We start from the raw sequence: 15,148 nt of genomic DNA, 5'->3' as shown, positions 1-15,148 counted from the left end.
GCCAGCAGCTCGTCCATATCGTCGAGCGTGCCGAACAGAGGATCAATGTCCTGATAGTCGGAAATGTCATAGCCGTTGTCGTCTTGCGGAGACTTATAGACCGGGGATAGCCACAGCACATCCACGCCAAGATCAGCTAAGTAATCAAGACGCGACGTGATGCCCTTAAGATCGCCGAATCCATCGCCGTTCGTGTCTTGGAAAGAGCGCGGGTAAATCTGATAGACCACCGCGTTGGACCACCACGGATTGGGGGTGGCGCCATTGGTTCGAACGGAATCGGGAAGCACGACACGCTGCGCAGTAGTCATGATTGCAACCTTTCTAACGAATGTGACGGGAATCCCGGAGGGCGGCAAGAACCCTCCAGGATTCCACAGACTGATGACGGGATGAGACGGCTTACTTGTTCGCGCCTCGCATCACGCCGCTGATCACCCACTTCTGGGCGAAGATGTAGACGATGAGGATCGGGGCCATGGCCATCAGGTAGCTGGCAAACGCCACCGGATAGTTGGCGGTGAACTGCGAGCTGAACACGAACTGCGCCAGCGGGATCGTCTGATCCGCGGAATTGGACAGCAGAATCAACGGCAGGAGGAAGTCGTTCCACGCCCACAGCGCGGTCAGGATCGCGATGGTGGCGTTGATCGGGCCCATCAGCGGGAAGATGATGGTCCAGAAGATACGCCAGGTGGACGCGCCGTCAATGCGGGCCGCCTCTTCCAGCGACACCGGAATCGAACGGATGAAGCCGATGGCGATGAACAGGTTGGTGCCCAGGCCGAAGATCATATACAGGATGATCAGGCCGAACTTGTTGTCGAGGTTCCACCCGCCCATCTGCTTGGCCAGCGGCAGCATGATCACGGAGAACGGCACGAACATGGCTGCGATGAAGAAGTAGTACAGGAAGCGGAAGAACCGCTTGTCCATGTTACGGGCCACCGCATAGGCCACGAACGTGTTGGTCAGCAGGGTGAGCACCACGGCGGCCACCGTGATGATCGCCGAGTTCAGGGCCGCGCGCGGATAGTTCACCATGTTCGAGGCCTCGGCGAAGTTGCCCCACTGCCAGCTGGTGGGCAGGGCGAACGTGCCGGCTTCGGCCGGGGTTTTCAGTGCGGTGACGATGGTGAAGTAGAGCGGCACCAGAATGGTCAGGCTCAGCACCGCGACCACCGCGGTCAGCCACCAGTTGATCTTATGGTCCTTGCGGAACTTGTTTTTCTTGGGTTGTGCAGCAACAGCGCTGGTCATGATCACACCTTCTCCTTGCTACCGAAGAACTTGAGCTGAATGAACGCGATGATCGCGAGGACGATGAAGAACATCACCGCATTGGCGGTCTGGTAGGCGTATTCGCCACCGGTCAGGCCGCCCTGGTAGATGAGGTAGGTGACCGTTTCCGTAGCGGAGTTCGGACCGCCACCGGTCAGGGCGACCACCTGGTCGAAGGTGCCTAAGGCGCCCTTCATCGTCAGGACGAGGTTGATGGTGAAGAACGGTCCGATCAGCGGGAAGGTGATCTGCCAGAACTTCTGCCAGGCGTTGACGCCGTCAAGGGCGGCGGCCTCGTAGATGTCGGTGTCGATGGTCTGCAGGCCGGCGAGGTAGATCAGTGTGGTGTAGGCCACGCCCTGCCATACGGAGAGCACCACGATCGGCACCCATGCCAGCGATTCGGAGGTGATCATCGATTCGGACAGCCACCCTATGCCCAACGCCTTGCCGAGTTCGGGGATCGGCATCATGAAGATGTACTTGAACACGTAGCCGACCACAAGCACGGCCAGGGTGTAGGGGATGAAGTAGATGGCGCGGAACCCGTTGCGGAACGCGATCTTGGAGTTGAGCAGCACGGCGATGAACATGGACAGCAGGTTCACCAGAATCGTCACCACGATGGCGATGAAGAACGTGAACAGGTAGGCGTGCCCAATGCGCTCATCCTGGAACATGGCCTTGTAGTTGGTCAGGCCGATCCATTTGTATTTGCCGTAGCCCTTGGAATTGGTGAAGGAGTACATCACGCCGCGCAGGAACGGCCAGTACAGGAACACCATGAACAGGATCATGGCCGGAACGGTCATCCAGTAGTATGCGGGATCGACCTTGCGATGGGAGAAAGCGGAGACACGCTTCTTGCGTGGTTTTTCGGCAATGGCGGACATGGTGAACCTCCTTACTGTACGGTCCTGGCTTGGATCTGATCCCACTGCGTCTGCATTGAATTGGTGAACGCCTCAACGTTGCCGGTGGTCAGCAGGCTTTGCAGGCTGCCGGCCATGGTCATGGACGAGGGGATGTAGTGGTCGGCGAAATCAGCGATGCGTCCCTCCTTGTAGAAGTGGAGGATGTTCTGCAGAGCCTCGTCGCCGGCGTAGGTGTCCTTGAACGGGGTGAAGCAGAACTGCGATTCGGCGTATTCCTTGAGCCGGTCCTCGTCCATCAAGAATTCCACGAACATGCGCGATTCCTTGGGATGCTTGGTGGTGGCCGAAATGGTGAGCACGGTGTCGTCGCCGGCGGTGAGCACCTGCTCGTCCGGATCGTCGGTGGCGGGCAGCTGGGCGAACTTCACGTTGATGTCCGGGTTGACCATGCGCACCTGCGGCACGACGTAGGTGCCCAGGGGCAAGATGGCCGCCTTGCCGTTGGCGAAGTCCTGGGTGGCCTGCTGGTAAGTAACGCCCGGATTGTCCTGCGTGTACTGGTAGAACTCGACTTCCTTTTCCGCCACGGGACCCCACAGGTCGGCGAATGTGGCGGTGCCGCCGCTGAGCTTCGAGTATTCGCTGATCGGCACAAGAGTGCCGGCCAGGGAGGCGAACGGCGCCTGAGTGGTCCACGGTTCGGCGAGGCTGCCTTCGATCGGCGTGATGCCGGCCTGCTGGATCTGCTTCATCGCGGCGATGAACTCGGACCAAGTTTCGGGCAGGTTGTCCGGGTCCAGCCCAGCCTGACGCCACAGGTCCACGTTGACGACGTAGCCGTTGGCGTTGCCAGCGAACGGGATGCCGTACGCGCGGTCGGCGCTGGTGTCGTACAGTTTGGCCAGATCCTTGAGCAGCTTGACCATCTGCGGGTTGATGTTGTCGAGGATCTCGTCGTCGGTGAAGTCCTGGAAGATTCCCGCGGCGGCGAATTCGCCGAAGTAACGGCCGCCGTCCACGGTGAGGACATCCGGCACCTTGTTCTTGACGAAGCGCGTGCGCAGATCGGTGGCGGCATCGGCGGTGTTGATGATGTCGATGGTGATGTTGGGGTGTTCCGCCTCGAATCCCTTGACCAGCTTCTTGAACTGGCTGACTGCCTCTACCTTGTACTGGAAGAATTCGAGAGTGACGTTTCCGGCGGTGGATGTGCCACAACCGGCGAGTGCGGCCACGCATGCGGCGCCGGCACAGACGGCGGCGATGGCGCGGGATATGCTGCGGGTCTTTGCCGCCATACGGTTCGGGCGTCGATCATGCCCGGAGGACGACCAGCGCTCGGTCCAAGACGATGCGGACTTCATCTGCTGCTTCTCCTTTCATTTACACTTCACGACTTCGCTACTCCGCGACTGTCGTGATGTATACGTTAGCACCCATATTTATTGATATCAAACGGCATAATTACAGGATTTCTGTAAACGGTTACATTCCGTCATGGTATGATTGTGGCCATTATCGAGCACCCATGAGGAAGGTTCGCGCGTGATACATTCCACGATCTACGACGTAGCCGTCAGGGCCGGGGTGTCCGTGGCCACGGTGTCACGAACATTCGCCAAACCGGATATCGTCACCGAGGCCACGCGCAAGAAAGTGATCGAAGCGGCCAACGAACTCGACTTCGCCATCTCCCGGTCCGCCACCGCGCTGAAATCGAAGCACACGTTCCATATCGCTATGCTCACCGGCGAGGCGATCGCCACCTGGTTCGACTCCAATCTGTACAAGGGGCTGACCGAGGTGCTGCAGACCCATGGCTACGACGTGTCCCTCTACGGCATTGCGGACACCGAACAGCGCATGTCGTTCTTCGACGAGCTGCCCCTGCGCCGCAATGTCGACGCGGTGATCGTGGCCTCGTTCAACGTAACCATGGAGGAGATCTCCAACCTGCAGGGCATGGGCGTGCCGCTGATCGGCGTCAACGTGCCGCACAACGAGGGGTTCAACGCCACCGTGTCCATAGACAACGCCAAGAGCATGCGCATGGCCATCAATCACCTGCATGCCCTGGGGCACCGGCGTATCGCCTACATCTGCACCGACGCCTCGGAGGCGCCGATGGAATACAGTGCGGACTCGCGCCTGCAGGGATTCGAATCGGCCTGTGCGGCGTATGAGGATATCGAACAGTTGACCATAGCCCTGCCCCGCAACGACTTCACCGTGGACGAGGCGATCGCGCGCATCACCGTCATGGACCAGCCGCCCACAGCCCTATGCTGCCTGAGCGACGGGGCAGCGCTGCCCCTGCTGTACAAGCTGCCCAAAGCCGGGGTCGGCGTGCCGAACGACATGTCCCTGATCGGATTCGACGACAGCGACTATGCGGCCGAGTTCGGGCTGACCACCATTCATCAGGATCCGCAGGCCCTGGGGCGCAAGGCAGCGGAAAAGGCGCTGTCGCTGATTGATTCCGCGACGTTCGGCATTGACCTGGGCGAGCCGTTCGAGACCGCGCGCACGTTCCTGGCCATCCGCAATACCACGGCGGCGCCCCGGCGGTAGTCGGTGTCGTCAGGCGCGGGCCGGTTGCAGACGTTCGCAGGCGGAACGGATGGCCTCGTCGGTGGCGGTGGCGGAGAAACGCAGGTAGGCGGGAGCGCCGTAGAATTCGCCGGGGCTGGGGATGATGCCGATCTTGGCGAGCTCGGCCATATCGGCCCAGCAGTCGCCGGACTTGGCCTTGACCCATACGTACAGCGCGCCGGAGGGCATTTGTGCCGAATAGCCATATGCCTTCAGTGCGTCAACCAGCGCGGATAGGCGGCGACGGTAACGCCCCCATTGCTCGCGCACAGCGGCTGTGTCCTTCAGACCTGCGGCCATGGCGGCCTGCACTGGGCCAGGGATAATCTGGCCGATCTGCTTGCGGTATTCGGCCATTTCCTTGACCAGCCGGTAATCGCCGGCAATTAGAGCCGTACGGTAGCCGGCCATGTTGGACTGCTTGGACAGCGAGTAGAGCACCAGAATGCCAGCTGCCGAACCTTCACACACATGTGGATTCAGGGCACATGGCGTGGCGGAGAGACTGAATGCGATATCGGAGGCGGGCTCGTTGGATTCGGCCACCGGTGCGGCAGGCACAGACGCAGCAGATGCAGACGCGGCAGGCGCAGAGGACGCGGCTGTATTGCGGCGCACCGAACGCCAGTCCATTAACGCATAGCATTCGTCGGAGAGCACCACGGCACCGATGCGACGGGCAGCAGCCACGATGTCGGTCAGCCAGTCAGCGGAGATGACCTCGCCGGAGGGATTACACGGCGAGTTGATCCAGATGGCCTTGACGTTCGGAATATTCACCCAGGAATCGACGTCGGTCACATCATCGACTTTGACCACGGTGGCGCCGGCAAGTTGGGTACCGATTTCGTAAGTCGGGTAGGAGACAGCCGGTTGGACGACCACATCGCCTTCGCCAAGGTGCAGCAGGCTGGCCATCAGCGCCACGGCCTCCTTGGAACCCACGGTGGGTACGGCGGCAGCGTTGATGGATTTCAGATCCACCCCGCGCAGTTCGCGGAACCATGTATCGATAGCGGCCTTAAGGTCGGCGGTGCCGGCGGTGACCGGGTATCCATGGGCGTTGGGGGCGTCTGCGCCGGCAACCAACGCCTGCTGGACACTGCTCGGCACCGGGTCCACAGGCGAGCCTACGGACAGGTCGATCATGCCACCCGGCACGGTTTTGGCGGTGGCTTTGAAGCCGGCGATACGAGACCAGTCGTATGGCGACGAATATGCGTGGAAGCCCATGAGAACCCCTTTCTTGGACGGTATGTTCCTAAGATACGACGAACCCTCGGCCGTGATAGACCGAGGGTTCAATCCGAACTATGCGCTGTGTGCAGCGCTTATCCGCAAATCAGCTTACTGGTTCTGCGGCGGCAGCGCGGCGACCTGTTCCGGGTCTTTGCCGATTGGACCATTGGCGGAAGCGCCGCCCAAATCGCCGACTTCAGCGAAGAAGTTGACAGCGGCATCCTTGTACCAAGCCCACTCGTCCGGCAGATCATCCTCATAGAAGATGGCCTCGGTGGGACACACCGGTTCGCATGCACCGCAGTCGACGCACTCGTTGGGGTTGATGTACAGCGAGCGGGAACCCTCGTAAATGCAGTCGACGGGGCACTCGTCCACGCAAGCCTTGTCCTTGACATCCACGCAAGGCTGAGCGATTACATATGGCATGGAATCCTCCTTAACAAATACTGATACAAGGGTACGCGCCTGTTGGGACGCTCCTCGCTCTCAGCCGTTAACGGCCTTATCGGTTTCGGCGGACAGCGTTTCGGTCAGGTCGCCCTTGCCGAGGCGCGCATGCCAGTAGCCGTAGCCGAAGTAGATGGCGAAGCCGACCACGAGCCACACCACGAAACGAATCCAGGTGAGCACGGACAGGTTGAGCATCAACCAGAAGTTGGCCACGGCGATGAGGATCGGAATCCACGGGTTGCCGGGCATCTTGAAGGCGCGCGGCAGGTCGGGGCGCTTCTTGCGCATAATCGGGATGGAGATGGCCACCAGCGTGAAGGCGGACAGGGTGCCGATGTTGACCATGTCGGAGAGCACGCCGATGTCGAAGAAGGCGGCCACGAGCGCCACCACCGCGCCGACGACGATCTGCAGAGCGGCCGGGGTGCCATGCTTGCCGGTCTTGGACAGGCCGCGCGGCAGCAGACCATCGCGGCTCATGGCGAAGACGATACGGGTCAGGCCGAGCAACAGCACCATAACCACGGTGGCCAGGCCCAGCACGATGCCGAAGCTGATGATCTTGGCGGCCCAGTCGGCACCCACCAGTTCGAAGGCGGTGGCCAGCGAGGGGCTGTCTTGCTTGGCGAGATCGGCATAGGAGACCATGCCGGTGGTCACCACGGCCACGAGCATGTACATGACAATGATGAGCAGCATGCCCACGCCGATGCCGAGCGGCACGTTCTTGTGCGGGTTCTTGGTCTCCTCAGAGGCGGTGGCCACCACGTCGAATCCGATGAACGCGAAGAACACGAGCGCCGCGCCCGAGAGGATGCCGGGAACGCCGTACACGGATGGGGTCATGCCGGTGGCGAACTGCCACAACGGCTGGGTCATCACGCCGGTGACGGCGGAGGAGCCTTCCACGGTGGAGGCCGGCTGGCTCGGCGGAATGAACGGGGTGAAGTTGGAGGCCTTGACGTAGAAGAAGCCGACGATCACCACAAAGAACACGATGGCGATCTTGAGCACGGTCATAGCACCGTCCACGCGGGCGCCGATCTTGGTGCCGAATACGAGCAGCGTGGTAAAGAACGCCACGATGATAATCGGGGCGATATCGATATGGAAGGAGCCGAACGTCAGGTTGGTGTTGGCGTTCCAGCCCATCAGGCGCATGAAATCGTTGAGGTATACGCCCCAATACTTGGAAATCACGGAGCCGGCCATCAGCATTTCCAGAATCAGATCCCAGCCGATGATCCAGGCCATGATCTCGCCGACCGTGGTGTAGGTGAAGGTGTAGGCGGAGCCGGCCACCGGAATCATCGAAGCGAATTCGGCGTAGCACATCACGGCTGCGCCGCACACGATGCCGGCGATCAGGAAGCTGATGATCACGGCCGGGCCGGCGTGGAAGGCGGCGGCCTGCGCGCCCACCGAGAAGATGCCGGCGCCCACGGCTACGGCCACGCCCATGATTGACAGATCCCACCAAGTCAGGTTGCGCTTGAGCTTGCGGCCCTCTTCACCCGTTTCGGCAATGGTCTGTTCGACGGATTTCGTACGGAACAGTTGCATAGTGCTCTTCTTTTTTTCTCTGTTGTTTGCGCACCAAATGCGCACAATACCGACAATCGAGTATAGAAGAGCCCGCGTGTCTTGTCTATTAATAAGACTTAGAGTCCGCAATATATGGGATTAATAACCCGCTCCATCAATCAATAGCGCGATTACAGCACACCGACGCAGACCGGTTCGGGCACCAAGTCCACTCCGAACGCGCTCTTGACTGCCTGCTGAACCGCACGCGCCAAAGCTGCGATATCGGCCGCGCTCGCTCCCCCACGATTGGTCAAGGCCAGCGTGTGCTGCGTGGATAGACTGGCCGGCGCGTCCGCATCGACCTTATATCCCTTATGGCAGCCGGCATGGTCGATGAGCCAGGCGGCGGACGTCTTGGTGCCGGGAGTGCCGTCAGGCAGAGTCGCGTCGAACTTCGGCGCATCTTCGGGCAGGGCCGCCGCTTGGTCGGCGGTCAGAATCGGATTCATAAAGAACGAGCCGCAGCTGTGGCGATTGTAGTCGGGAGCAGGCAGACCGTCATCGCCAACGGGAATGCCGGCGGCCTCATTGAGGGAGGCCAGACGCTCCAGATCGGTCAGGATATTGGCCTCGCGCTTGGCGGTGGCCATGTCAGGCAAGGCGTAGCGAGTAGGGTCCTCGAGCATGCCCTTGGCGGCACGTACTGCGAGCACGGCTTTGCGGATGTCGGCGGTGGCCATACGGTCGCCCACTTCGACGCCAAGCGCTTTGGCAAGCTGTCCGTAACCTACCGTGCCTTCGGCCGAGTGGGTCAGGGCAAAGGTGACGGAAAGCACCACGTAACGTGGCGTCGGGAAGAATCGGCCGGCCGGCCGGCCGGGGCCGGCGTACATGCTGGTCTTCAGTGCGGAGTATCGATAGCCGAATCGAAGATCGGCGGGTGTGAGGTCGCGCGTTGTTTTGGTGTCTCGATCCCAGACTTCCACCGATTCGACCGAAGTGGCGACTTCCTGCCCGTAGGCACCGATGTTCTGCACCACGGAAGCGCCGACTGTGCCGGGAATGCCGGACAGTCCCTCGACGCCCTCGAGCCCGAGCTCTACGGTGAAGGCCACGAAATCATCCCAATTGGCACCGGCCTCGGCATTGACATGCACGGTGCGATCCTCGCCCTCTACCGGTGCAGCCTCGTCCGGCACAGTGATGAGGCGTCGGGCGTCTCGAACCACCACGCCGTCAAAAGGCTTATCGGAAACAAGCAGGTTGGAGCCGCCACCGACGACGACCAAGGGCAGGCCTTTGGAATCGGCTTCTTCCACGGCTTCGATGAGTCCCACGCGCGTGGTCGGCTCGATGAAATGGGCGATGGGGCCGCCCACGCCCATGGTGGTGATGTCTGCAAAGCTTGTCATGGCTTACTATCTTAGTGGCGCAGGTGCGATATCGAGGCAATCATCGGCTGAAACGGCAGAACGCCCGCGTCTGAACGAAGGTGGCGCGGGATTTCTGCCGTTTTGGCGGCCCGAAACGACAGAATGCCCGCGAGGGGTTCGTTCAGACGCGGGATTTCTGCCGTTTCTCACGCGATGCGGATATTGATTCCGCACCCTGCCACTCGCCTCCGGAGGCAATACGCAAAAACCCGGCCGAATGGGCCGGGTTTTGTAAAGCTGTGATACTTGCGATCAACGAGTCTCGCGGTGCACGGTCTGCTTGCCGCAGCGCGGGCAGAACTTCTTGAGCTCAAGACGGTCGGGCGTGTTACGACGGTTCTTAGTCGTAATGTAGTTACGCTCCTTGCACTCGGTGCAGGCCAGCGTGATGCCCGGACGGATGTCGGCGCTCTTAGCCATTGTCATTCACCTCTGTGTTCTTAGGTATAGTGCGCGCCCACCGGTTAGCGGGCGCGATTTGTAGCGAGGAAGAGGCTCGAACTCTTGACCTTACGATTATGAGTCGTACGCTCTAGCCAGCTGAGCTACCCCGCCAGAGAGCCCCGAGTGAGAATTGGACTCACGACCTCTTCCTTACCAAGGAAGTGCTCTACCACTGAGCTATCGGGGCGTGGCGGATAGTGGATTCGAACCACTGAAGCACGAAGCGGCTGATTTACAGTCAGCTCCCTTTGACCGCTTGGGAAATCCGCCAGTCTGTTTCCCGCCGCGGTGTTTGACCTCAACAGGCAACTTGGCTATATAACCACAGATTTTCCAGGTATGCAAATCGGCCCCTACGCGAACCTTGTTTTACCGCGGAATTCTGCGGTTTTATCGGCGTGTCTCACAGCGTGTTTTCAGGGCCCGCTTCGGCCCTGCAAACAGCCCCGACCAAGGCTGCACCCCGCACTTCACCCAATCATTTTTTCTTATATGGTGCTCTAGAACCTTGCAATGGCGCGGTTTTCGAGCGATGTCGCCTGTTTGCGCGGCACGGCGCATGCTGGCATGCTGGGCGCATGGCTTCTGATCTTGTACATCACGGACAATCATTCGACGACCAGCCGCTCGGATTCGGCACGCTGGCCATTCACCTCGGTAACGGGGTCGACGCCGAAACCGGCGCGATCCGTCGCCCCATCACGCTGGCGAACGCCTACGCGCTGCCCTACGACCCCTCGGCCTTGGCGATTGCCAAGCATCTCGAATCGCTGGATGTGGTGCGTTTCGTGGCGTACCCCGGTCTGGAATCGCACCTGCACCACAAGGTGGCGGCCAGCCAGCTGGCCCGCCCGGACTCCGGGTTCGGCGGCGTGCTGTCGTTTGGCCTCGACACCGACCACGACGGGCACACCCGATTCGTTTCCAAGCTCAATGTGATTACGTCTGCCGTCTCGCTCGGCCATGACTAATCGCTGATCGTGTTCCTCGGTGAGGATGACGAGCGCCAGTACCTGTACCCGCCTGAGTTCCACCGCGGCTTCTTCCGTCTGGCCGTGGGTCTGGAGGATACGGACGATTTGATTCGCGACATCGATCACGCGCTGGTGGAGGCCGGATTCGAGGTGTGAGACCGCACCGCGCGCATGATTTCGGCCTCTTCCGCCCTGCTGCCGCCGTCAGTGAGTCACAAGATGGCTCGGTGACGACGATGGCAGGGCTTTTTACGTCGGCACAGGGACAATACCTGGCGGTCTGCCGACGATGACGGCACTTATCGTCGGCAGACCGCCAGTTTTTGGACCGTCGCCGACACAAAACGCCGATTTGCCGTCGGCAATGGTCCAAAAACTGGCCCTATAACGACGCCAACGCGGCTCAGCATCGGCGCATCGCCATTTCGTGGCCCACTGCCGACGCTGGCCTCATGCCACGGCACTCAGCGTCGGTAGAGAGACAACCATTGGCACAGCGACGACACCACGAACCTGCGACACGGAAAAAAACAACATACCGTCGACCTACTGCCGTCTTGTGCAAAATGTCTTAAGCCGCTCGGCCAAGTCGCCAACTGAGCCTCTTCCATAGGGACCCCAATCCGTTACCCAGTGTAGATGCGGTGCAACGCCGAACTCAACTACGTTGCGCGCATGCACCTTTATGCATAGCAGGCATGGCTGGGCGTTTGGTGGGAGCAGCTTTCGGCTCCCCTCTCTGAGGGGGAGCCCCTTTCCGCCTAGCAAGAGAAAACCCCGACTATCCGCGGGAACAGTCGGGGTTGTTGAAGTTCGCTAGGCGACTAATCAGCCGAGGATGGCGAGAATGTCGCGGGCGCCGACGATGAGGTAGTCCTCACCCTCGTAATGGACTTCGGTGCCGCCGTACTTGGAGTACAGCACCTTGTCGCCGACCTTGACATCCATCGGGATGCGCTCGCCCTTGTCGTCACGACGGCCCGGGCCAACGGCCAGGACTTCACCCTGCTGAGGCTTCTCCTTGGCATTGTCCGGAATGTACAGACCGGAAGCGGTCTGGGTCTGGGCCTCGGCCTGCTTGACGATGATCTTGTCTTCCAACGGTGTGAGCTTAATCGACACTGTGGGTCACCTCGTATCTACTTGTAGTTCGATAATGCCGCGCCAGAACGCCTCAAGAGGCTGACGATCACTTGCGTTGTCCCTTTGCGCTAGGACACATCGTAGCGCGATTATTAGCACTCTGCCAACTCGAGTGCTAACGCTGTGAGAGAAAATCGTCGAATCGCAACGCTCAGTTGCCGCGGCGGGCAAGAATGGAGTCCAGGCCTGCGCCCAACGAATCGGTGGTCGCCGCTGGCGCTTCGACGTCGGCACGCTCCTCGGATTCGTGGAATGCGGCTCGCTGGGCGGCGTTTGCAGCCTCGTCATCGGCGTCCGTATCGGCATCATCGCGCTGCTCCGGCTCAGTGTCTACAGCGTTTCCGGCGCTGACAGCCTTGGCGTCGTCCGCGGCCTTGACGGCTCGGGCCTCGTCAATCAACTTTTCCGCCACTGCGGGTTCGACAGGTTCCGCCTTGGACACCTGACGGGTCGACTTGATCTCCAAGCTTTCCGGAGCGTTGTCGGCGTTATGTTCCCCACCCAAAGTGAAGGAGATGAGATCCTGCGAGGTGGACATATCGAAGACGTCCAGTGCTCGGGCAGGGCGTACGCTGACCAGTTCCGACGTGGCATCGGCAGCGGCAGCGGCATCGTCGCGCTCATCGCGCTCGTCACGCACCGTAAGCGATGGTTCAACTCGAGGGGCGACGGACTTGTCCGACTCAATCGACTTGTCTGTGCGAACGGAGGCATCAGGTGTGGCGGAAGATTCGCTGGTTTCGGCAGCGGACTTACGGTCGGCGGATTCATCGACCATAGCAGACGGCTCGGCGGCAGGCTTATCGGCGGCGGACTGTGCAATATCAGACTTCTCAGACTGTTTGGCGTGCTCTTCTGCGGCCTGATATGCGGCGGCGGACTGACGCAACGCCTTGGCCTTGGCCTGCTCAATCTCGGCATCGCGTAACGCGCGGCGAATCTGCCGCTGTTCCATGACCTCGGTGGCAGCATCCTCAATCTGCTCGGCAGGCTTCTCGGCAGGCGCAGTTACGGCCGCAACCGGTTCGGCCTTGTTCACACGCTTGCTGTCCTTGGACTCGGCAGACGGTTTCTTGGACCAGCCCGTACCGCTATGAGCCCGCTCGTAGCGGACCACCTTGCGCTCCCATTGCCGGGCCTGGCGTGAGGCATTGGCTCCCAGCACCAGCACCAGCAGCAACAGCACGAACGGAATAAGAGCAAGCAGCGGACTGAAATGCAGGGGGAACGATACGGCAAACACCAACACGGTTATGGCAAGCAGGCATACGGCGAGAATCTGCCGGCGGCGGATGGCCGCGCGGCGCAGTTCCCGCACATGGGCGATGTGCTCAGATGTCAGCCTCGCTGACGGTGTTGATGCTGGCATTGCTGCCCCTTTCGCCTTATGCGGCTTGATGTCTCCGAATCGTCTGCCGTTCTCTGCATCAACGATATGCAGGGAAGGCGAATAACGATCCTGCCGGTGCTCGTCCACACGTTTCATGCCGTTGGCCGTACGTACGGGCAGCCATACAACGATAATAATCGCCACAATCACCAGCACGACGACAGTGCTCAGTGACTCATAACCCATAGAGTCAAGGATAGGAGACGTGCCGACGAACTGGGGCTTTCCGTCCGGGCGTGTCGGAGCGGAATTCTTCCGGTCGACGCTTATCTGGAACCGGCGGCGGCGAGTCTAGCGGCGAACCCTTGCCCCATATCTTCAGCCAACAGCGCAAACGTTACGTGGTCACGCCACTGGCCATTGACATACATATACCGCTCGCGCAGTCCCTCATGATGGGCTCCGACCTTACGCACCACAGCCAAAGAACGCGCATTATCCGGCAGAATGGCGATTTCCAGCCGATGCAACGCGGGCCCGAATGGGTCTCCGAGCGCCCAATCGGCAAGCATGGCCAGTGCCATTGGCGCGAATCCGCGGCCGGCGCACCGTTGATCGACCCAATAACCAACCACGCCGGTACGCATGGCACCATACACGATGGCTCCCAACGAAATCTGGCCGACGATACGCATCTGGTATTCGATGGCGAAGATCACGCCGACGCCATGCTGCTCGTTACGGCGCTGCCGCTGCACCCATTGATTGAATGTGATGGAGCCGCCATGCATCGGGTCACCGGATTCCCAAGGTGCCAGCCAGTCGTTGTTGCGCCAGCGCACTTCGTTCCAGCCGTCCTCATCATCCATGGTCAGGGGGCGCAGGACTATCGGAAAACCGGGATGGGTGAGACGTGGCGGGCGGATCTGGTGGTCCAGCTTGAACGCCTCTTTAATCGACTGGAAAACTGACACGGCCTTTATTGTAGCCATATGAAGGTCTTGCGCCGCTACCGTGGCCACTTTCGTTTTACGATGGAAACACTAGATTGTGCGGTATGAGCGAAGTGGGCAGTGGCATGAATATCGGCAGCGACTACAGCGGCACAGAGAAAACAGAGAAGACGGATAAAGCGACGCTGCGCCACCATATACTGTCTCGGCGCAAGCGCGTTCCAGCGGAAGAACGCGGAGCGGCCGGTGAATTGCTGGTGCGACGGTTCCCAGCACACATGATTCAGGATGGTCCCACAGTGGCGGCATATGTGTCGATGGGTTCGGAAATCGAAACCCGGCCACTGTTGCGATGGCTGCGGGCTCATGGCTGCCACGTGTTGGTGCCAAGGTTGGGGTCTGGGTTGGAAATTGGCTGGAGTGTGCTGGATTCATTGGAATCATTGCGCTCGATGGATGCAGTGGGTGGCGCGAACAATGCCGGTAGCTGCAGCTCTCCCAGCACCGTCCATCACAGACCCGATGAGCCAACTGGCGCAGTTCTACCGCCCGAAGCGTTGGAGAAGGCCGATCTGGTCATCGCTCCGGCTTTGGCAGTGGACCCGCAGGGCAATCGTCTGGGGCGTGGAGCCGGCTGGTATGACCGGGCCTTGGCTCGCCGCAAGCCCGCATGTCCCCTGATTGCGGTGTGCTGGCCGTGGGAGGTGTTGGACATTGATTTGCCGGCCGAACCACATGATGTGCCGGCCGACGGAGTGCTGACGCCGGAGGGATACCGGCGGCTTAGCTCATCGGGCCTGTTGAGCTGGCCGGCCGGCCAAGATACTCGGCGCAAGCCAGACTGACCAACCAGCCACGCACACTGGCCGATGGAACCAGAGTGGCAACAGCAAGCTGGCTAGTA

At 60.5% G+C, this 15,148-nt stretch carries 14 protein-coding genes, 3 tRNA genes and 1 pseudogene; 3 read left to right on the top strand and 15 right to left on the bottom strand.

The window, feature by feature from the left end:
* The 4 genes from AB5287_RS09695 to AB5287_RS09680 all read right to left on the bottom strand — a co-directional run.
* A partial coding sequence (locus AB5287_RS09695; protein ID WP_368221128.1) for an alpha-amylase family glycosyl hydrolase occupies window positions 1-311 on the bottom strand: 311 nt, incomplete at its 3' end.
* Window positions 312-402: 91 nt separating this feature from the next.
* Window positions 403-1,260 carry a carbohydrate ABC transporter permease gene (locus AB5287_RS09690; RefSeq protein ID WP_038426636.1) on the bottom strand — a complete coding sequence of 286 codons (858 nt, stop codon included), beginning with the start codon at window positions 1,258-1,260 and terminating at the stop codon, window positions 403-405.
* A gap of 2 nt (window positions 1,261-1,262) precedes the next feature.
* Window positions 1,263-2,174, bottom strand: a complete 912-nt coding sequence (locus AB5287_RS09685) for a carbohydrate ABC transporter permease (protein ID WP_038426550.1) — start codon at window positions 2,172-2,174, stop codon at window positions 1,263-1,265.
* Window positions 2,175-2,185: 11 nt separating this feature from the next.
* Window positions 2,186-3,520, bottom strand: coding sequence for an ABC transporter substrate-binding protein (locus AB5287_RS09680; RefSeq protein ID WP_007055228.1), 1,335 nt, complete (start codon window positions 3,518-3,520; stop codon window positions 2,186-2,188).
* Between the two features lie 181 nt (window positions 3,521-3,701).
* Between AB5287_RS09680 and AB5287_RS09675 the strand changes: the two genes are divergently transcribed.
* Window positions 3,702-4,727, top strand: a complete 1,026-nt coding sequence (locus AB5287_RS09675) for a LacI family DNA-binding transcriptional regulator (RefSeq protein WP_061870239.1) — start codon at window positions 3,702-3,704, stop codon at window positions 4,725-4,727.
* Window positions 4,728-4,736: 9 nt separating this feature from the next.
* On the opposite strand, the gene dapC is transcribed toward AB5287_RS09675, so the two are convergent.
* The 8 genes from dapC to AB5287_RS09635 form a co-directional block, all read right to left on the bottom strand.
* Window positions 4,737-5,981, bottom strand: a complete 1,245-nt coding sequence (gene dapC, locus AB5287_RS09670; protein ID WP_368221126.1) for a succinyldiaminopimelate transaminase — start codon at window positions 5,979-5,981, stop codon at window positions 4,737-4,739.
* A gap of 114 nt (window positions 5,982-6,095) precedes the next feature.
* Window positions 6,096-6,416 (bottom strand): ferredoxin, encoded by a 321-nt coding sequence (fdxA, locus tag AB5287_RS09665; protein ID WP_007053016.1) that lies wholly within the window; start codon window positions 6,414-6,416, stop codon window positions 6,096-6,098.
* A 60-nt stretch (window positions 6,417-6,476) separates the two neighbouring features.
* Window positions 6,477-8,003, bottom strand: a complete 1,527-nt coding sequence (locus AB5287_RS09660; protein WP_038426553.1) for an amino acid permease — start codon at window positions 8,001-8,003, stop codon at window positions 6,477-6,479.
* Between the two features lie 152 nt (window positions 8,004-8,155).
* Window positions 8,156-9,379: a UDP-N-acetylmuramate dehydrogenase gene (locus AB5287_RS09655; RefSeq protein ID WP_007053014.1), complete on the bottom strand. Its 1,224-nt coding sequence runs from the start codon at window positions 9,377-9,379 to the stop codon at window positions 8,156-8,158.
* A gap of 273 nt (window positions 9,380-9,652) precedes the next feature.
* Entirely contained in the window at window positions 9,653-9,820 is a 168-nt protein-coding gene (rpmG, locus tag AB5287_RS09650; protein WP_007053013.1) for a 50S ribosomal protein L33, read from the bottom strand.
* A 61-nt stretch (window positions 9,821-9,881) separates the two neighbouring features.
* A tRNA-Met gene (locus AB5287_RS09645) sits at window positions 9,882-9,955 on the bottom strand.
* A gap of 4 nt (window positions 9,956-9,959) precedes the next feature.
* Window positions 9,960-10,031, bottom strand: a tRNA-Thr gene (locus AB5287_RS09640).
* 1 nt (window position 10,032) lies between these two features.
* Window positions 10,033-10,114, bottom strand: a tRNA-Tyr gene (locus AB5287_RS09635).
* 308 nt (window positions 10,115-10,422) lie between these two features.
* Between AB5287_RS09635 and AB5287_RS09630 the strand changes: the two are divergent.
* A pseudogene (locus tag AB5287_RS09630) lies at window positions 10,423-10,974 on the top strand (PLP-dependent transferase).
* A 672-nt stretch (window positions 10,975-11,646) separates the two neighbouring features.
* Here AB5287_RS09630 and groES read toward each other — a convergent pair.
* From groES to AB5287_RS09615, 3 genes are all read right to left on the bottom strand, one after another.
* Window positions 11,647-11,940, bottom strand: coding sequence for a co-chaperone GroES (groES, locus tag AB5287_RS09625; RefSeq protein ID WP_007053011.1), 294 nt, complete (start codon window positions 11,938-11,940; stop codon window positions 11,647-11,649).
* Between the two features lie 172 nt (window positions 11,941-12,112).
* Complete coding sequence (locus AB5287_RS09620) at window positions 12,113-13,537, bottom strand: hypothetical protein (protein WP_011068733.1); 1,425 nt, start codon at window positions 13,535-13,537, stop codon at window positions 12,113-12,115.
* A gap of 80 nt (window positions 13,538-13,617) precedes the next feature.
* A complete protein-coding gene (locus AB5287_RS09615; RefSeq protein WP_007053783.1) occupies window positions 13,618-14,283 on the bottom strand; it encodes a GNAT family N-acetyltransferase in 666 nt (221 codons plus the stop codon).
* Window positions 14,284-14,348: 65 nt separating this feature from the next.
* On the opposite strand from AB5287_RS09615, the gene AB5287_RS09610 reads away from it, so the two are divergent.
* Window positions 14,349-15,089: a 5-formyltetrahydrofolate cyclo-ligase gene (locus AB5287_RS09610; protein ID WP_012472143.1), complete on the top strand. Its 741-nt coding sequence runs from the start codon at window positions 14,349-14,351 to the stop codon at window positions 15,087-15,089.
* The last annotated feature ends 59 nt before the right edge of the window (window positions 15,090-15,148 follow it).

The sequence above is a fragment of the Bifidobacterium sp. RTP21102st3_E2_RTP21102_210122 genome (genome assembly GCF_040916945.1).
In the GTDB taxonomy this organism is placed as follows: Bacteria; Actinomycetota; Actinomycetes; order Actinomycetales; family Bifidobacteriaceae; genus Bifidobacterium; species Bifidobacterium longum.
The sequence above is the reverse complement of the archived record's forward strand: the minus strand, read 5'-3'. Positions and strand labels throughout refer to the sequence as shown.